We start from the raw sequence: 17,218 nt of genomic DNA on the forward strand, positions 1-17,218 counted from the left end.
TCAGTGGGTTCCCTCATGCGGTGCGGTCTCATCCGCCCCGTCTAGCAGCGCATTGTTACGGAGCGCTTGCCGCGCCAGCACAACCGAGAGTTTCTGCCCACGCGCCAGCGACAGCGCGTTCAGCTCGGCCACGACGCCATCGATCGCGGCATAACAGCGCGCGGTGCGGCGGGCGAGAAAATCCGGGAGGTCCGGGGCGAAGGCCGAGCCGGCCCGCTCCAGTCCATGGGCGATCAGCGCCGCGGTAACGGCTTCATCCGGCGGGAGGATACGCGCGACGGCGGCGGTGGCGAGGCGCGTGCGCAGATCGGGCAATGCAATCGTCCATGTCGGCGGCGCCTCGCTGGCGACCATCAACAGCGGCCGGCCCGAATCGCGTGCCTCGTTCCAGAGGTGGAACAGGTGGGTCTCATCGGCGCGGTCGGCATCATCGACCAGCACGCCACCGCTTTCGCGCAGAAACACCTCGGCAATGAGCGAACGGCCGGACCGGGATGGGCCGACGAGCAATGTGCAGGGCGAGGGCCAGCGCTGCCAGTCGCGCACCAGCGCGAGCGCGTCGGCATTGGCAGCGTGGACCAGCAGACTTCCCGCTCCGCCATGCCGCGACCAGCCGATGGGCAGCGGCAACTGGGTCATTGCCCGCCCCCGCCTCCGCCGGCTGGTGGACTTGCGCCCCGACGGGCGATCCGCAGCGTATTCCCAGATACGGCGACCGAATATCCCCGTCCTTCAAGCTGCGCGCGCAATTGCTCGATCGTGCCGCTGAAGCCGACCTGCATGACCGACGTGCCGCCGAGTGCCAGGCTTGAGGTTGAGGCCGCGCTGACGCCCGGAATGCCCCGCAGCATCGCCTGCGCTTCCCCGACCGAGGCCGTCGTGGGCGTCTCGATCTGAACGCTGAACGAGGCGGCACCGGGCGTGTCAGTGGGCAAACCACCGAGGATCGCTTCCAGCCCCACCGCATTCTCGATCTCGACCGCGTTGACCGGCTCCTCGATGACCAGCGAGGGGTCGAGCCGCAAGGTGCCGTCCGCCAGCGCGCGCGCGTAAAGCTGGTCGATGCGCGCGACGGCATCGCTCATCATCTTGGGCAGATCGGCAGGCGTGGCGGCGCGCAGGGTGAAATCCCCGATGAAATTATTGTCCGGCCCGTAGCGCGCGCTGAAATGGCCGGTGATCGGCCCGCCGGGAAAGCTGCGCTCGATCCGCGCGATCGGCATGATCACATCCGCCGCGCCATAGAGATCGAGGAGGATACGCCACCAGTTGCGCCCGCGCCGGCCGATCTGACCGGGATTGAGCAGCAGGGAATCGGGGCCATCGCCAGCGGTGCGCACATAATCGATCGGGCTGTCGGAAATGCGGAATTCCGCCCACGCCTTCTGCCAGGGCGTCACCCGCTCGAACGTCATCGGCGTACCCGAATCCCAGAGAACGGGGATCACCAGCAGCGGCGGGGAGCGGCGAATCTGCCCGGAAACGCCAAGCGCCTGCCCGGCCCGGGCGCGATCGAACATCACCGAAAGCGTAGCGATATAGCGATTGGGGCCGGTCTGCTCCTGCTGCACCTCGATGCCCGACACCAGCCCGTCGAGCACGCTGTCCCCTAGCGCAGGACCGTTGCCGCCATGCGTCCGCTTCCACAGCGATTGCCAGGCGAGGCGCTGGGCCAGCCGCCAACCGGTCGCCCGCGCCGCATCGGCATTCGGCCCAGCGACATCGACGCGAATATCCTTCACCTCGAAATCGCCCTGCGAGGCCAGCGGCGCGATACCCCGTTCACCCTCGATCTGCGCGACCAGCACAGCCGCAAAGGCCGCCAGAACCAGCGCGAACACGACGTGAATGGGGCGCAAGGATGGCAGAGAGAGCGTCACGGCGCCCTTTTGGCGGCATTGTTCTGGAAAACCAAGCCCGATTTGGTAAGGGCCACGCATGGACTCCAAGCACAACCAGCCCGAGGGCTACACCTATGCGCAGGCCGGCGTGGACATTGCCGCCGGAAATGCGCTCGTTCGCGCCATTGCTCCGCTCGCTCGCGCGACGCGGCGACCAGGGGCCGATGCCGATCTGGGTGGATTCGGCGGCTTCTTTGACCTGAAGGCCGCGGGCTTTACCGATCCGCTGCTCGTTGCGGCGAATGACGGCGTCGGCACCAAGCTGAAACTCGCCATCGATAGCGGCAAGCACGAGACGGTGGGTATCGATCTGGTGGCGATGTGCGCCAATGACCTTATCGTGCAGGGCGCAGAGCCGCTCTTCTTCCTCGATTATTTCGCCACGGGGCGCCTCGACAACGGCGTTGCGGAGCGTGTGATCGCGGGCATCGCCGAGGGCTGCAAGCAGGCCGGCTGCGCGCTGATCGGCGGCGAGACGGCGGAAATGCCCGGCATGTACGCTGATGGCGATTATGATCTCGCCGGCTTCTGCGTCGGCGCGGTCGAGCGCAACAAAGTGCTAACCGCCGACAAGGTGGCCGAGGGCGACGTAGTTCTGGGCCTCGCCTCCTCGGGCGTCCACTCCAACGGCTATTCGCTGGTGCGGCGCCTGGCGGCGGACAAGGGCTGGAAGCTGGACCGCCCTGCGCTGTTCGATCAGGAGGTACTGCTCATCGATGCGCTGATGGCGCCGACCCGGATTTATGTGAAGCCGCTGCTGCCGCTGGTCCGCCAGGGCCTCGTCCATGCGATGGCGCACATCACCGGCGGCGGCCTGCTGGAGAACATCCCGCGGATCCTGCCCGCCGGCCTGCACGCGCATATCGATGCGGACCTTTGGGCGCAGCCGCGGCTGATGGCGTTCCTGCAAGCACAGGGCAATATCGAGCCTGGCGAGATGGCGCGCACATTCAATTGCGGGATCGGCATGGCCGTCGTCGTGGCGCCCGCCGATGTGGACGCGGTGAGTGCGGCGTTGCGTGAGGCGGGCGAGACCGTCCACCGCATCGGCGAGATTCGCGCTGGCGAGAAGGGCTGCACCGTGCGCGGATCGCAAGAGACGTGGTGCGCAATGGCAGACTGGAACGCGGTCCATCTGGGGTAATAAGCCCGAACGGATTGGGGGAACTGACGTGTCCAAGGCCAAAGTCGCAGTGATGCTCTCCGGCACGGGGACGACGATGACGTCGCTCCTCTATGCCTCGCGCCTGCCGGACTGCCCCTATGAGATCGTGCTCGTCGCCTCCAACAAGCCGGAAGCGCGCGGACTGACCGTCGCGGCGGCCGAGGGCGTGGCAACCTTTGCCCACAGCCACAAGGGCATGAGCCGCGAGGCGCATGAGGCGATCATGCTCGACGCGCTGCGGGCATCCGGGGCCGATTATGTCGCGCTGTGCGGCTATATGCGCATCCTCACCGCCGATTTCGTGGGCCAATGGGCCGGGCGGATGCTCAACACCCATCCGTCTCTGCTACCCAAGTTCAAGGGGCTCGATACGCATCAGCGGGCCATCGATGCTGGCGACAGCCATGGCGGCTGTACCGTCCACCTCGTCACGCCGGCGCTGGATGACGGCCCGGTATTGGGGCAGATCCCGGTCGCGATCCTGCCCGAAGATACTGCCGACACGCTCGCCCAGCGCGTGCTCTATGCCGAATATCAACTCTATCCCCGAATGCTGGCCAGCTATGTGGGGCGCGAGATGGACCCGGACTGGCTCATCGACCGCGTCGGCCAACTGGCGCTCGCCTTGCCGGAAACGCACGCCCGCGAGTCGCATGGCGCGGCAGGCTGGCGTGTGGGCAGCGAAGCTGCGGGCAAGTTCTTCGCTTATGTCTCGGTGCGCCACCATGGCGAGGATGCGGTGGCGCTGCTGGTCAAGACCTCCGGCGCCGACGAGATGGCCGCGCTGATCGAGGCCGACCCCGACATCTACTACCGCCCGGCTTATTATGGCGCGAGCGGCTGGATCGCGATCCGCCTCGACCGGCCCGGCGTGGACTGGGAGCATGTGCGCGGCTGGCTCGAAAAGAGCTGGCGGGCCGTGGCGCCCAAGCGGCTGACAAAAATGCTCGAGATCGCGGGCCAGTTTTAGGGCGCAGGACCACTGCCCGCCTTAGCGATAGTCCCCAACACACCATCCACTCGTCATTCCCGCGAACGCGGGAATCCAGCTTCGACCGTGCGTCTTTCGTCGGCGCTGGCCTGAATTCCCGCGTTCGCGGGAACGACGAAGAAGCGAGTTGCCTTCGCCCCTCAACCCTGCCGAATGTCTCGTCCGGACCGTAAGCCCCCCTCATTGAACCCGCGCGAAAATAGGTATAGGGGGTATCCCTATGTCACACCTCCTCGAAATCAATCCGCAGCTGCTCGCCCGCGTCCGGCGGATCGGGGGGCAGGTCAACGCCATCGAGCGCGCGCTCGAATCGGACAAGAGCTGCACGGACATCTTGCATCTGGTGGCGGCCGTGCGGGGCGCGGTGAACGGGCTGCTCGATGAAATCATTGCCGAGCATCTGGAGGCGCATGTCGCGCGGCCTGGCCTGAGCGATGCCGAGCGCCAGCAAGGGGCGGACGAACTGCTGGCGGTCATCCGCCGCTACGCGAAGTAGGACCCCGTGATGCGGACACTCGATATTGACGGCCTGACGCCGAGCCACGACTTCCTCGGCGCCTCGCATGACCAAAATGCCCGACGGACCTATTGGGTCATCCTGCTGACCGTCGTGACGATGGTGGGCGAGATCATCGCTGGCTATTGGACCGGATCAATGGCGCTGCTGGCGGATGGCTTCCACATGGCGACCCATGCCGGCGCGCTGTCCATCGCCGCATTCGCTTATGGCTATGCGCGCAAACATGCGCAGAACCCCGCCTACAGCTTCGGGACCGGCAAGGTCGGCGATCTTGCAGGCTTTGCCTCCGCCATGGCGCTCGGCCTCGTCGCGCTGGCGATTGCCAGCGAGTCAGCGGTGCGCCTGTTCGAACCGACGAGGGTCGCTTTCGGCGAGGCGACCTTCGTGGCGGTGATCGGCCTGCTGGTGAACATCGCCAGCGCGCTGGTGCTGATGGGCGGCGCGCATGGGCATGAGCATGGACATGATCACGGTCACGCGCATCATCATCACGCCGGCCATGACCATGACGCGCATGACCATGATGGGCATGGCCATGACAATAATCTGCGCTCAGCCTATTTCCACGTGCTGGCGGATGCGCTGACCTCAGTCCTCGCCATCGGCGCCCTGCTGGCCGGGCGCTATCTCGATTGGGTATGGATGGACCCGCTGATGGGCATCGTCGGCGCGCTGGTCATCGCCCGCTGGGCCTGGAGCCTGATGCGCGACACCTCGGCCATGCTGCTCGACCGCAGCGACGAGGCGCTGGCCGGCAAAGTGCGGGCAGTGGTCGAGGAGCAAGGCGATGCGCGCGTGGCCGATCTGCACGTCTGGCGCGTGGGTCCGCAGGCCCATGCCGCGATCGTGAGCGTCATCGCCCAACCGGATGTCAGCAGCGACACGATTCGCGCCCGCATGGCCGGACGCTGCACGCTCGCGCATCTCACGATTGAAGTGCGATAGCCGTCCCGTCAGCCGGTACGGCTCCAGACCTTAACGGAAATTGTCGGCGTAAGCCTGAATCTTCAGCGTCTTGGGCGGCGTCCTTACCACGTGATAGGCGATGCCATAGCGCTCGGCATAAGCACGGGCGGCGTCCTCGTCGGGGAAGCTCAGCTTGACCTGCTCCTGCGTGTCGCCAGAGCCGGCCCAGCCCATCAGCGGATCGGGCTTCTTGGCCTCTGCCGGGGCGAACTCCAGCATCCAGGTGCCGGTGCGCGCCCGACCGGACTGCATGGCGTTCTTGGGTATCTGGTAGATCCGGGCGGACATCGGTGCTTTCCCCATCGTGCATATGCCCAACATGCGAGCGCTTTTGCCGTCGCGCAAAGCGGGGGGCCCTGTCAAGATGATTGGGGGAATGAGGCGACCCGTTCGTGTCGAGCGAAGTCGAGACACGCGCGCACCGCTCTGCCGTGTCTCGACTTCGCTCGACACGAACGGAAGGTCATCCGGAACAGGATCACCGACGGGCATCAGCCTTCTTGGTCCGCAGCGTCGCGCTGGCCGCGGCGGGATCATCCGGCCATGGATGCCGCGGGTAGCGTCCGCGCATCTCCTTGGCGACATCCGCCCAGCTGCCTTTCCAGAAGGCCGGCAGATCCCGCGTCGTCTGGATGGGGCGACCCGCCGGCGATGTCAGGGACAAGACGAGCGGGATGCGCTCGCGCCCGATGACCGGATGCTCCGATAGGCCAAAGAGCGCCTGCACCCGCAATTCGACGGTCGGGCCGGCCGGCGCCTCATAGTCGATGGCGTGGGTGCTGCCGGCCGGGCTACGGAACTCGGCCGGCGCCAGCGCCTCGATGCGCTGCGTGGCATCCCATCCCAGGCGCTGGGTTAGCAGGCCATGCAGCGCGCCACCGTCGATCGCGGAAAAGCGCCGGGCATTGGCCGGGAGCAGCATCTCCAGCCACTCCTCGGCATCGGCAAGCAGCGCCGCATCGCCGATCTCATCGCCCACGCCCGCAAAGGCAGCCCGGGTCCGCAACGCCTGCGCCGCCTTGCCCCATGGCAGCAGCCCCAGTCCCTCGCTGCGCAGCGCCTGCGCCAGTGCGGCAATGATGGCGGCCCGTTCGGGCGCATCATCCGGCCCACTGCTGAGGCGGATGGCGCCCAGATGCCGTTCACGCAATGCCTCAACGCCGGCCAGATCCTTGCGCCAGCGCACCGTGCGACGGTCCATGACGCGATGCCCGGCAGCGACCATCACATCCTCGTCCTGCACGGCCAATGCGGAGAGGATGCGCGCGCCGGCGGCGCTGCCCTGAATATCGCCCGCCGCCAGCCAGTCTGCACGCGCCAGCGGATCGGCGGGATCGAGCCGGAAGCCGCGCCCGCCCGCGCTGATCCAATGTTCGCCACTGGCATCCCGTCGCCGGGCAATGCGGTCCGGGAAGGCCCGCATCAGGCAGCGGGCAAGCGCGGCATCGTCGATAATGCCTCGCGACGAGCCAGACGCGACCAACCCCAACCAGCGGCGGGCAAGGCCACGCGCCGCTTCGGCCCGCTGCCCCCGCTCGCGCTGCCAGAGCGCATGACGCCGGGCGAGGTCCGCCGATGGCCCGCCCAGCCCGCGCTCGGTGAGCAGCACCGCCACGTCAGCCGCCGCAGCGCCCTCCCCCGCCTCAGCCGAGGCAATGAGCATATGCGCAAGGCGTGGCTCCAGCGGCAGATCGGCGACCGCACGGCCATGAGGAGTCGCCCGCCCCTCCCCATCCAGCGCGCCCAGCGCCTCGAGCCGGCGCCGCGCCTCGGCCAAGGCCGCCGCCGGTGGCGGATCGAGCCAGCGCAGCGTGGTCGGGTCGGTCACGCCCCACACCGCGCAATCGAGCAGCAGGCCGGTCAGGTCGCTTTCCAGAATTTCGGGCGGATCGAACGGCGGCAGCCCGGCGGTCGCCGCTGCTTCCCACAAGCGGTAGGCCACGCCCGGCGCCTGACGACCGGCGCGGCCGGCACGCTGGGTTACGGCGGCCTGACTGGCGCGCTCCGTCACCAGGCGCGTGACGCCGGCGGCAAGATCATGCCGGGGCCGACGGGCGAGCCCTGAATCGACCACGATGCGCACGCCGTCGATGGTGAGGCTGGTCTCGGCGATACTGGTCGCCAATATCAGCTTGCGCGTCCCTGCCGCTGCCGGCCGCAGGGCTGCGCGCTGCGCTGCCGGGTCGAGCGAGCCATGCAGGCGATGGAGGACGATACTGTCGGCGAGGCCCGTCAGCCGCTCGGCCGTGCGCTCGATCTCGCCGACACCGGGGAGGAAGGCCAGAACATCGCCCTGCGACTCTTCGGCCAGCGCGCGACGGATCGCCGCCGCCATGCCATCCTCGATGCGCTGCTCTGCCGCGCGGCCAATATGCCGCAGATCGATGGGGAAAGATCGGCCCGCGCTCTCGATCACGGGGGCCGGCTTGCCCTCCACCGCCATGAGCGTGGCGAAGCGCGCACCATCAAGCGTGGCGGACATGGCGAGCAGGCGCAAATCGTCGCGCAGGCCGGATTGCGCATCGAGCGCGAGGGCCAGCCCGAAATCGCCTTCCAGGCTGCGCTCATGAACCTCATCGAACAGCACGGCGGCGACGCCGGTCAATTCCGGATCGGCCTGAATGCGGCGCCGGAAAATCCCTTCGGTCACGACGAGGATGCGGGTGCGGGCGGATTGGCGGCTCTCCAGCCGAGTGGCATAGCCGATGGTATCGCCGGGCTTTTCACCGGCCAGATCGGCCATGCGCTCGGCAGCGGCGCGCGCGGCAAGCCGGCGCGGCGAGAGCAGCCAGATCTGCCCGCCCGCCACCCACGGCTCGCCCAGCAAAGCGGGCGCAACGCTGGTCGTCTTACCCGCGCCGGGCGGCGCCACGAGCACCGCGTTCGATCCTGCTCGCAAGGCGGCGAGCAGGTCGGGCAGAACCTCATGGATGGGGAGCGCAGCGGTCACGTCATCCGCTTATGCGCCGACGCCGCCAAAGCCAAGCTGGCGGGGTAAGGGATAAGAGCAAATCCTGACCGCCGCAGCGTCATCCGAGGATGGCGAACATGGTTAATGCTTAGCCACCGTCATCGGAGCAATGCGCTCCTGCGACTACACCCGCGCGGCTAGAGTTCCGTGCACTTGTTCACTTAAGTCATGGAACTACCTACCTTTTGCCGCAACGCCCGAACGCTCCGCCTCTTTGCCGCGAAGAGGTATTGCTCTGTTAACCGATCGAACCCATCCATGGCCTCGCTGAGGCGCAAGGCTTCGTAAAAATAGAAAGCTCGTCTGGCCCGGTTGGGCCTTTTGGGGGTCGTCCAAGTGCATGATCATGTTGTGTCCGCCTCTTTGGCGGAACCGCACGGCGGGTTGCTGTCCGTGCGCCGTATCCCGTCTGCCTGCGGCCAGAGGCTGCGCACCATCGATGTCCGGCTGGCCGATCGCCCGGATCTGCGCCAGCAGGCGCATGATCTCCTGAACCGCATGTACGGGTGGCGCGGCTATGGCATGGCGCATCTGCTCCCCGACAATGGCGATCATCAGGCCGTCTTTACCGCAGCGCTGGAAGATGCCGTAATCGCCACGCTCACTCTGACGGTGGACTCACCAGCCGGCCTTTCGACTGATCAAACATTTCGCACGGAACTGGATGCGTTGCGCGAGGCGCCCGGTGCCCGCCTGTGCGAACTCACCAAGTTCGCGGTCGACCCGATGACCAAGTCCCCCTCCGTCCTCGCGGGGCTTTTTCATGTCATCTTCATTTACGGGATGCAGCGCTTCGATTGCACGGATCTGGTGATCGAGGTGCATCCACGCCATGTGCGCTATTATGAGGCCATGCTCGGTTTCGACCGGCTTGGCCCGCCGAAGATGGATGAGTCCGTCTCCTGGTGGCCCAAGGATACGCCGGTACAGCTCATGCGCCTCAAGGTCTGCGATGTCGCCGAGCAGATCAATCGCTTTGCCGGCCGCGCCGACAAGATCGGCCGCTCGCTCTACCCCTATTTCTTCTCGCGCGATGAGGAGCAGGACGTCGCACGGCGCGTCGCGCGATCGTGGGACAGGGATGCGGGTTGCGCAGAACCGCGCAGCCGCAATGGCATGAGCGGCACATTCTGGCGCAGCGCCGCCTGAATGGGATCATTCGCCGTCATGGCATGAAAATGGGGTTCAACGGCTGCACCCGTTGATCCCCATTCTTTATCGAGGCCGTCCCGTGGGAGACGGCCAGGATCATCAGGCGAACTGGACCCGTGCGCTCGTGCGACGTGCGCGGCGCATCGTGTAGCCAAGGCTGCCGAAGCCGAGCAGCATCAGTGCCCAGGTGGCCGGCTCCGGAACCGGCGCGCTCACCGGCGACGGCGTGAAGGTCAGGTTGCCGCCGTAGGAGCCCAGACCGGCGGACGTGCCGCTGATCACCAGCTCGTTCAGCATGCCGGCCATGATCGGGAAGCCCGAAATGCCAGCGGATTCAACGTCGGTGCCCTGACCGAAGATCGGGACGTCCTTGCCGTTGATCGTGACCGTCAGCAGGTCGATGTTGGTCGACAGGCCCGACAGCGTCGTGATGATGCCGCCGCTGCCAACGCCATCAACGTCCACGATGAAGCGGTAAATGTCGGTGAAGATGCCCGAACCGATGTCGGTGCGGCCAATGGTGGCCGAAACGGCTTCGGTGATGGGGGGAATGGTGTCGCCAGACGTGGTGAACTCGTCATCGCCAGGCGTGAACGTGCAGTTCATGGCAACGCAGGTGGCCGCGTTGGCCGCACCCGGCGCAAATGCTGCTGCAGTGGCCAGCGCGGCCAAAGATACCAGTTTCCTCATGGATAGCTCCTTTGTTTGTTCGGTTTTTGAGCTGGCTCATCATGCTTCTCCCACACCGCCTGAAAGGCGAACATTCCGAGTAGATAATGAGGCGACCGCTCGAGCAGAGAAATACTGGTCGGTTAACGGATTATCAACGAATTCCTCATATTTTATTGCTGTATTTCAGATACTTAATCCAACCAACCAATTTGCCGGGTTCCCAAAGATCCCAACCGTTAACCGCAGATTTACCACGCTGTGGCGGACGGTGCGGTCGCTTCGTCGCAACGCACCATCGTTCCAGTGCAGCGCAAAATTATTTGGATCGTGGCCGATATACCCCGTGTCCCGAAAATGGACGGGACGGGACTGGCGAGAATAGGGGAAGTGGCGGCCTGCCGCCCAGACAAGCCCCGATTCGAAACCGGCTGGGCGAGGCGGCCGCCCCACCCCAACGGGCAGCGCGGCGCGTCATCTCGCTATGGGTGTCGGCACAACGTGGGAGGCGCGGGCGCCTGCCGGAAAGCGGGATCAGTAAGCCCGCGCGATCGCGAATTCGACGGCTTCGACCAGCGCAGACTTGGCGGCACCCTTGCCGTACATGCCGATGGCGTCGATGGCGCGCTGGCCATAATGGCGCGCCCGCGCCATAGTGTCGTCGATCGCGCCGGTTTCGCGCAGCAAATGCTGGGCATGGGCGAGATCGGCATTATCGCCATGGAGGCCGGACATCGCCTCTTTCCAGAATTTGCGATCCGCCTCGCCGCCGCGCGCATAAGCCAGGATTACCGGCAGCGTGATCTTGCCATCGCGGAAGTCATCGCCGGTATCCTTGCCCATCGTCGCGCCGTCCGAGACATAGTCGATCGCATCGTCGACGAGCTGGAAGGCAATGCCGAGATTGCGGCCGTAGGCATCCAGCGCGAGTTCCTCCGCCTCCGGGCGCTCCGCAACCACGGCGGCGATGCGGCAGGCCGCAGCGAACAGGGCCGCGGTCTTGGCACCGATGATGTCGAGATACTGGTCCTCGTCGGTCTCGACCCGACGCTGGGCGGTCAGCTGATTGACCTCCCCCTCGGCGATCACCGCAGATGCGTTGGAGAGGATCTTGAGAACCTTGAGGCTGCCATCCTCGACCATCAACTCGAAGGACCGGCTGAACAGGAAATCACCAACCAGAACCGAGGCATTGTTGCCCCAGATCATGTTGGCGGTCTGCTTGCCGCGGCGCATGGCGCTGCCATCCACCACATCATCGTGCAACAGCGTGGCGGTGTGGATGAACTCGACAGTCGCCGCCAGCTTGTGGTGCCGGGTGCCGGCATAGTCCAGAAGCCTCGCGCAGGCGAGCGTGAGCATGGGCCGGAGCCGCTTGCCACCGCCGGCGATGAGGTGCCCGGCCAGTTCCGGGATCAGCGGAATGCGCGATTGCATTCGCGCGAGGATGACTTCGTTGACGCGGTTCATATCCTCCGCAACGAGGCTCAGCATCGGCTGCAGGGATGGCGCGCCCTGGCGGGGCAGGTGGTGGATTGTGGCGCTCATGCGCGGTGCTCTGACCAGATGACCGCGCTTTGGCAAGCAAATTGGCTTGCCTTGTGCGCCCGGAGCGGCAAGTGATGCGCCGTTGCGGGCGCTGCCCGGCCCCTCATCAGCCTGGTTCGCCCCAGCGAGATCAGGCCACAGGAACAATGCCCCAGAGGCTCAGGGAGACGACCCGGAATGGACGAAACGCTCAGGCGCTACCGCGAAAGCATCGACAATATCGACGCGGCGCTGGTCTTCATGCTGGCAGAGCGCTTCAAGATCACCAAGGCGGTCGGTGAGCACAAGGCTCAGTCCGCCCTGCCCCCCGCTGACCCGGACCGCGAAGCCCGGCAGATCGCCCGCCTGCGCACATTGGCAGTCGACGCCAATCTCGACCCGGATTTCACCGAGAAGTTCCTGCGCTTCATCATCGATGAAGTGATCCGGCATCACGAGCAGATGCGCGCCGACGAGGCGGATGCCGCTGGCGCCTGAGGCGCCCGAGGGTAACGCCGCCAGATTGTTCCCGCTGCGTTAACCAGGTAACAACCTGCGCCGGGCCATGATGGGCCATGGGGCAAAGCCAGCGCCAAATCCTTTACGCCTTCATCCGCCATGCCGGCCTGCCGGTACTGGCGGGCCTGGGCTACTTCGTGATTTCCTACGCGACAATCTCGCTCAAGACCACGAATGGCATGGTCGCGCCCGTGTGGATCGCCAATGCCTTCCTGCTGGCCATTGTGCTCGCACGGCCCGCGCGGCAGGCCCCTGCCCTCATCATGGCGGGCATGGTCGCCAATGTGCTGTCTGGCCTGCCGGCTGGCAATAACCTCCAGACGGCCATGGTCTACGGGCTCGCCAATGGGCTGGAAATTGCCGTCGCCGTGGCCGGTCTCAAGCTGCACAGGAATGGCGCCCACGCCTTTTCGGACCCCGAGGCTCTCCCTCATGTGCTGATCTGGGCCGGGCTGGTCGGGCCGGCTTGCGGCGCATTTCTGGGCGGGCTCGGCGCCTGGGCCAACAATGCCCATCCGCTCAGCGAAGCCTATGCGCGCTGGTTCCTGGCGGATGCTCTGGGCCTGTTGATCTTCACGCCGGTCTTCCTCGCCATGTTCAACGGCGAGATGAAGCGCAGCCTCGCCAGCCAGACCCGGCAACGCAGGCTGGAAGTCGCGGCGCTGCTCGCCCTCACCGCCGGCGGGGCTGGCGTCGCCTTCTTCTCGACAGAATCATCGCATCTGCTGCTCGTCGTTCCGCCCATGCTGCTCGTTCTACTGCGCAGCGGGTGGATGGCGACGAAGATCGCCCTCGCCATCGTCACCGTCATCGGCGGCGCAGCGATGATGGGCGGCTATGGCCCGCCGGTGATGCACAGCCATCATGCGGCCCATCATCTCTACGGGATCCAGATGTTCATCGCCCTGCTCATCGTGGTGCAGGTGCCGATCTCGGCCATGCTCGCCAGCCGCCAGGCGACGATCGAGCGAATGCGCCAGAACGAACAGTCGCTGAACCTGCTCGCCTCAGCCTCTCCGGTGCTGCTGCTGGCCTTCAACCTCGAAGGCGTCTGCACACGGGTCGTGGGCACGCGCGAACTGCTGCTCGACCGCCCGTTCGACGCGCTCGTCGGCGCAGGACTCTCCGACATTTCGGAGGAAGGCCAATATGATCTGACCCGCGCGCATAGCGCGGCGCTTGAGGATGTGAGCACGAGCCAGATTGCCGAGTTTCGCACCCTCAAGCTGCGTGACGCCTGGATGGAGGCGACATTCCGCGCGCACTTCGACGAGCGCGGTCGGTGCATCGGGACAATCGCGACGGTGCAAGACATCACCCAGCGCAAGAAGCAGGAGCTGTGGCTCTCCCGCACCGCCACGACGGACAGCCTGACCGGTCTGCTCAACCGGGCCGGCTTTCATCAGCGGCTGGAGCAGGCGCTGGTGAAGGCGACACCGGGCACCCTCAGCCTAGCCGTGATCGACATCGACCGGTTCAAGCTGATCAACGACAATAGCGGCCACCAGATGGGCGACACCGTGCTGCGGGAAATCGCATGTCGCATCTCGAGCCAGGTCCGGGCGAGCGACGCCGTCGGGCGCATGGGCGGCGACGAGTTCGTGGTGCTCCTCGCCACCTCGAATTGGGATCGCGTGCAGGAAATCTGCGGCCGGATCGTCTCCGCGGTCAGCAGCGAGCCCATTGCCCTGCCCTCGGGCAACAGCCTGCGGGCTGCGATCAGCTGCGGCGTCGTGCGCTACCGGCAGGGGCAAAGCGCCGAGGATTTCATCCATGAGGCGGACATCGCGCTCTACCAGGCGAAGCGCGGCGGTCGCAATCGGGTGGTCGCCGCCTGATCGGCAAGGCGGCTGCGAACTGGCGACATTTTGTGACATTTGTTCCTGCCCGCGACAAAGTCTCGCGACAAGTTCCCGCTATATCATGGTCATGGCGCTACCCCCCGGCGCCGGCAGACCAGGAATTCAAGTCTATGAAACGTCTCACCGCAATCGCGCTCTCCAGCGTCGGCCTGCTGTCCATCGGGACCATGGCAATCGCTCAATCGGCACCGCAGCCGCCCCAGCGCGGCGAAGCCCGTTCCCCGATGGATCGCGCGTCTCTTGAAAAGCGCCTCGCGACCATGTTCGATGCCGCCGACACTAATCGGGACGGCGTGCTCTCGGTTGAGGAGCGCAAGGCCCATCAGGCGCAGAATCGCGACAAAATGCGCGATGCGATGTTCGCCCGCCTCGACGCCAATAAGGACGGCTCAATCTCGAAAGCCGAATTTACGGAAGCCGGCGCGATGGCCGGCGGCCATCAGCGACGCGGCCATGAAGGCAAACGGCGTGGCCATGGCGGCCCCGGCATGGGCGGCGGCATGATGATGATGGGAGGCGAGCTTGCTGCCTATCGTGACAAGCCGATCCCCCGCGCCACCTTCATCCAGGCAGGCCTTGCTGGCTTCGACCGAATGGACACCAACCGTGACGGCAAGATTTCCCCCGAGGAACGGCAGGCCGGCCGGAAAGCCATGATGGAGCGCCGCAATACCGATCAACGGCCCGCGCAAACGCCCCCGGTGCGCTGAGCCCCTTGGCCGATCCGGCGGAGACAACTCCCATGCCGCCGGGTCGGCCATCCCTACTGCCCTCGGTCGCCTGCCCCTTTCAGGCGGCTGAGGGATGGACCTCAAGACCCAAGCAGGGCAGAGAATTGCATCCCACCGATTTTGCGAAAGCGCTTTGATGTCCGCACGGCCCCATCTCCTCCTCGTCGACGATGAAGCGGCCATTCGCGAGCCGCTGGGGCAATATCTCCAGCGCGCCGGCTTTCGCGTCTCCGATGCCGGGAATGCGGCCGACGCGCGCAAGATCCTCGCCGGCAGCGCCATCGAACTGGTGGTGCTGGATATCATGATGCCGGGTGAGGATGGCCTCAGCCTTTGCCGCTCGATCCGCGAACAGGGCGAATTGCCCGTGATCCTGCTCACCGCCCGCACCGAAGAGACCGACCGCATCGTCGGGCTGGAAATGGGCGCGGACGATTATGTGCTCAAGCCCTTCTCGCCGCGTGAGCTTGTGGCGCGGATCAAGACGATCCTGCGCCGCGCCGGCAACGGCACCGCCCGCGAACCGCAGGCAAGCGCCTCCCTCTACCGCTTCGAGGGCTGGACGCTCAGCGCTGACGACTGGACGCTGACCGGCCCGGACGAGGTCGCCATTCCGCTCAGCACGGCCGATTACCGGCTGCTCCATGCCTTCGTGACGCATCCGCGCCAGGTGCTCAGCCGCGATCAGCTGCTCGACCTGACACAAGGCCGGGAGGCTCACGCCTTCGACCGCTCCATCGACAACCAGATCAGCCGCCTGCGCCGCAAACTGGAAGACGACGCCCGGTCGCCAACGCTCATCAAGACCGTGTGGGGCGGCGGCTACATGTTCGCCGCCGATGTGGCGCGCGAATGACCCTCAGCCTGCGCACCTTCACCGGCTGGCTGCGGCCGAGAACGCTGGCGGGGCAGACGATCCTCGTCGTCGCCGCCTCCTTGTTTGCCGTGCAGCTCATCGGGTTCAGCTTCTACTACATGATGCAGCGCAATCAGTGGGTGACGATTGCCGCCGCCCCGGGCGTCATCCGCATCCTTGAGGCGCTCGATCAGCGAGACGCACCCTCCCCTTGGCATCGCGCGCGGGCGGCCCGCGGCATCGTCGTCACCGACGCGCCGCCCCGCCGTGAGGGCGCCGACTCGCCGCGCGTAGCCGTACGTGCCAACGAGCTGTTCCGCTCGGCCGGGCTGGTGCCGCTCGCGGTGCGGGTCGCCATTGCGGAAGCCCGGCCAGGCGCGGACGGGCGCGAGCGGGCGCGCGATCTTCTCCAGCCGCCCAACCGCCGCGCACCGCGTCTGCAGGTGCAATTGAGCGTGCAACTCCGACCCGACCGCTGGATCACCGTCTACACCCGCGCCGCACCGGTAGCCCAGCCAATCCTGCGTCAGATCGTGATGCAGTCGCTGTTCCTCTATGGCATCGTGCTGATGCCGCTCGTCTGGTTCACCCGACGCCTAGCCCGGCCGCTCCACGCGCTCACCCAGGCCACCGCCCGGGTTGGCACGCCGGAGGGCGCCTCCCCGGTCATCGAAACCGGACCGGAGGATTTGCGGCGCCTCGCGGCGTCCTTCAACGCCATGCAGGACCGCATCCGCTCCATGCTGGAGGAGAAGGACCATATGCTCGGCGCCATCGGCCATGATCTGCGCACACCCCTCACGGCGCTGCGGGTGCGCGTGGAATCGGTCGCCGAGGGGGCGGATCGCGAGCGCATGGTCGCGACCATCGAAGACATGCAGAAGATGCTCGACGACATCCTCTCGCTGGCGCGCGTCGGCCGGGACCGCGAACCACCGCAGCGCATGGACCTGGCCGCGCTGGCCGACGCGACCATCGACGATTTCGAGGATATGGGCGTGCCGGTAGAGCGAAGCGACATGCCGCGCGCGATCGTCAACGTCCATCCCCGCGCCGTGCGGCGAGCGCTAACCAACCTGATCGAGAACGCCGTCAAATATGGCGCACGCGCGCATGTTTCGCTTCGGATCGAAGGCCAACGCGCCACGCTCTGCGTGGCCGACGAAGGCCCCGGCATCCCGGAAGACCGCATCGAGGACATGCTGCAGCCCTTCACCCGCATGGAAGCCTCCCGCAGCCGCGACACCGGCGGCACTGGCCTCGGCCTCGCTATCGTCCGAGCCGTGGCCTCGGCGGAATCTGGCCGACTGGAACTGCGCAATCGGCCTGAGGGTGGGCTGGTCGCGGAGCTGAGCTTTCCACTGGCGTGAGAGCTGGCCCTCGTTGGT

General features: G+C 66.3%; 16 protein-coding genes. 10 read left to right on the forward strand and 6 right to left on the reverse strand.

The features are described 5' to 3' along the window. Complete coding sequence (locus M2333_RS06520) at positions 1-639, reverse strand: DnaA ATPase domain-containing protein (RefSeq protein WP_264611216.1); 639 nt, start codon at positions 637-639, stop codon at positions 1-3. After that, positions 636-1,880 (reverse strand): heavy-metal-associated domain-containing protein, encoded by a 1,245-nt coding sequence (locus M2333_RS06525; protein ID WP_264611217.1) that lies wholly within the window; start codon positions 1,878-1,880, stop codon positions 636-638. Before M2333_RS06525 ends, M2333_RS06520 begins: the two co-directional genes overlap by 4 nt. Positions 1,881-1,938: 58 nt before the next feature. Here M2333_RS06525 and purM point away from each other — a divergent pair, with 58 nt between their 5' ends. From purM to dmeF, 4 genes are all read left to right on the forward strand, one after another. Next, the gene (gene purM, locus M2333_RS06530; RefSeq protein WP_264611218.1) at positions 1,939-3,045 is read left to right on the forward strand and encodes a phosphoribosylformylglycinamidine cyclo-ligase; all 1,107 of its coding nucleotides are present in this window, start codon (positions 1,939-1,941) and stop codon (positions 3,043-3,045) included. A 28-nt stretch (positions 3,046-3,073) separates the two neighbouring features. Next, positions 3,074-4,036 (forward strand): phosphoribosylglycinamide formyltransferase, encoded by a 963-nt coding sequence (purN, locus tag M2333_RS06535; protein WP_264611219.1) that lies wholly within the window; start codon positions 3,074-3,076, stop codon positions 4,034-4,036. A gap of 241 nt (positions 4,037-4,277) precedes the next feature. Further along, complete coding sequence (locus M2333_RS06540) at positions 4,278-4,553, forward strand: metal/formaldehyde-sensitive transcriptional repressor (protein WP_264611220.1); 276 nt, start codon at positions 4,278-4,280, stop codon at positions 4,551-4,553. Positions 4,554-4,562: 9 nt separating this feature from the next. Beyond that, positions 4,563-5,522 carry a CDF family Co(II)/Ni(II) efflux transporter DmeF gene (gene dmeF, locus M2333_RS06545; protein WP_264611221.1) on the forward strand — a complete coding sequence of 320 codons (960 nt, stop codon included), beginning with the start codon at positions 4,563-4,565 and terminating at the stop codon, positions 5,520-5,522. 30 nt (positions 5,523-5,552) lie between these two features. Here the strand turns inward: dmeF and M2333_RS06550 are convergent, their stop codons facing one another. Both M2333_RS06550 and hrpB read right to left on the reverse strand, forming a co-directional pair. Beyond that, positions 5,553-5,831 carry an ETC complex I subunit gene (locus tag M2333_RS06550; protein WP_181559425.1) on the reverse strand — a complete coding sequence of 93 codons (279 nt, stop codon included), beginning with the start codon at positions 5,829-5,831 and terminating at the stop codon, positions 5,553-5,555. A 190-nt stretch (positions 5,832-6,021) separates the two neighbouring features. Next, the gene (gene hrpB, locus M2333_RS06555) at positions 6,022-8,493 is read right to left on the reverse strand and encodes an ATP-dependent helicase HrpB (RefSeq protein ID WP_264611222.1); all 2,472 of its coding nucleotides are present in this window, start codon (positions 8,491-8,493) and stop codon (positions 6,022-6,024) included. A 372-nt stretch (positions 8,494-8,865) separates the two neighbouring features. Here hrpB and M2333_RS06560 point away from each other — a divergent pair, with 372 nt between their 5' ends. After that, positions 8,866-9,663, forward strand: a complete 798-nt coding sequence (locus M2333_RS06560) for an N-acyl amino acid synthase FeeM domain-containing protein (protein ID WP_264611223.1) — start codon at positions 8,866-8,868, stop codon at positions 9,661-9,663. Positions 9,664-9,765: 102 nt separating this feature from the next. Here the strand turns inward: M2333_RS06560 and M2333_RS06565 are convergent, their stop codons facing one another. Beyond that, positions 9,766-10,356, reverse strand: a complete 591-nt coding sequence (locus M2333_RS06565; protein ID WP_181559422.1) for an FxDxF family PEP-CTERM protein — start codon at positions 10,354-10,356, stop codon at positions 9,766-9,768. 513 nt (positions 10,357-10,869) lie between these two features. Then, complete coding sequence (locus M2333_RS06570) at positions 10,870-11,883, reverse strand: polyprenyl synthetase family protein (protein WP_264570092.1); 1,014 nt, start codon at positions 11,881-11,883, stop codon at positions 10,870-10,872. Positions 11,884-12,060: 177 nt separating this feature from the next. Here M2333_RS06570 and M2333_RS06575 point away from each other — a divergent pair, with 177 nt between their 5' ends. The 5 genes from M2333_RS06575 (at position 12,061) to M2333_RS06595 (ending at position 17,200) form a co-directional block, all read left to right on the forward strand. Further along, positions 12,061-12,360, forward strand: a complete 300-nt coding sequence (locus M2333_RS06575; protein ID WP_264570091.1) for a chorismate mutase — start codon at positions 12,061-12,063, stop codon at positions 12,358-12,360. A gap of 77 nt (positions 12,361-12,437) precedes the next feature. Then, positions 12,438-14,219: a diguanylate cyclase gene (locus M2333_RS06580; RefSeq protein WP_264611224.1), complete on the forward strand. Its 1,782-nt coding sequence runs from the start codon at positions 12,438-12,440 to the stop codon at positions 14,217-14,219. A gap of 134 nt (positions 14,220-14,353) precedes the next feature. After that, positions 14,354-14,953, forward strand: coding sequence for an EF-hand domain-containing protein (locus M2333_RS06585; protein WP_264611225.1), 600 nt, complete (start codon positions 14,354-14,356; stop codon positions 14,951-14,953). Positions 14,954-15,110: 157 nt separating this feature from the next. Further along, a complete protein-coding gene (locus M2333_RS06590) occupies positions 15,111-15,830 on the forward strand; it encodes a response regulator (protein WP_264575982.1) in 720 nt (239 codons plus the stop codon). Next, the gene (locus tag M2333_RS06595; protein ID WP_264587047.1) at positions 15,827-17,200 is read left to right on the forward strand and encodes an ATP-binding protein; all 1,374 of its coding nucleotides are present in this window, start codon (positions 15,827-15,829) and stop codon (positions 17,198-17,200) included. Before M2333_RS06590 ends, M2333_RS06595 begins: the two co-directional genes overlap by 4 nt. The last annotated feature ends 18 nt before the right edge of the window (positions 17,201-17,218 follow it).

The organism is Sphingobium sp. B11D3B (genome assembly GCF_025961735.1).
In the GTDB taxonomy this organism is placed as follows: domain Bacteria; phylum Pseudomonadota; class Alphaproteobacteria; order Sphingomonadales; family Sphingomonadaceae; genus Sphingobium.

Coding starts and splice junctions, on each gene's coding strand:
- M2333_RS06565 (WP_181559422.1), bottom strand. CDS start 10,356: ATGAGGAAACTGGTATCTTTGGCCGCGCTGGCCACTGCAGCAGCATTT.
- M2333_RS06580 (WP_264611224.1), top strand. CDS start 12,438: ATGGGGCAAAGCCAGCGCCAAATCCTTTACGCCTTCATCCGCCATGCC.
- M2333_RS06540 (WP_264611220.1), top strand. CDS start 4,278: ATGTCACACCTCCTCGAAATCAATCCGCAGCTGCTCGCCCGCGTCCGG.
- M2333_RS06590 (WP_264575982.1), top strand. CDS start 15,111: ATGTCCGCACGGCCCCATCTCCTCCTCGTCGACGATGAAGCGGCCATT.
- purM (WP_264611218.1), top strand. CDS start 1,939: ATGGACTCCAAGCACAACCAGCCCGAGGGCTACACCTATGCGCAGGCC.
- M2333_RS06550 (WP_181559425.1), bottom strand. CDS start 5,831: ATGTCCGCCCGGATCTACCAGATACCCAAGAACGCCATGCAGTCCGGT.
- M2333_RS06575 (WP_264570091.1), top strand. CDS start 12,061: ATGGACGAAACGCTCAGGCGCTACCGCGAAAGCATCGACAATATCGAC.
- M2333_RS06570 (WP_264570092.1), bottom strand. CDS start 11,883: ATGAGCGCCACAATCCACCACCTGCCCCGCCAGGGCGCGCCATCCCTG.
- M2333_RS06520 (WP_264611216.1), bottom strand. CDS start 639: ATGACCCAGTTGCCGCTGCCCATCGGCTGGTCGCGGCATGGCGGAGCG.
- M2333_RS06585 (WP_264611225.1), top strand. CDS start 14,354: ATGAAACGTCTCACCGCAATCGCGCTCTCCAGCGTCGGCCTGCTGTCC.
- M2333_RS06595 (WP_264587047.1), top strand. CDS start 15,827: ATGACCCTCAGCCTGCGCACCTTCACCGGCTGGCTGCGGCCGAGAACG.
- dmeF (WP_264611221.1), top strand. CDS start 4,563: ATGCGGACACTCGATATTGACGGCCTGACGCCGAGCCACGACTTCCTC.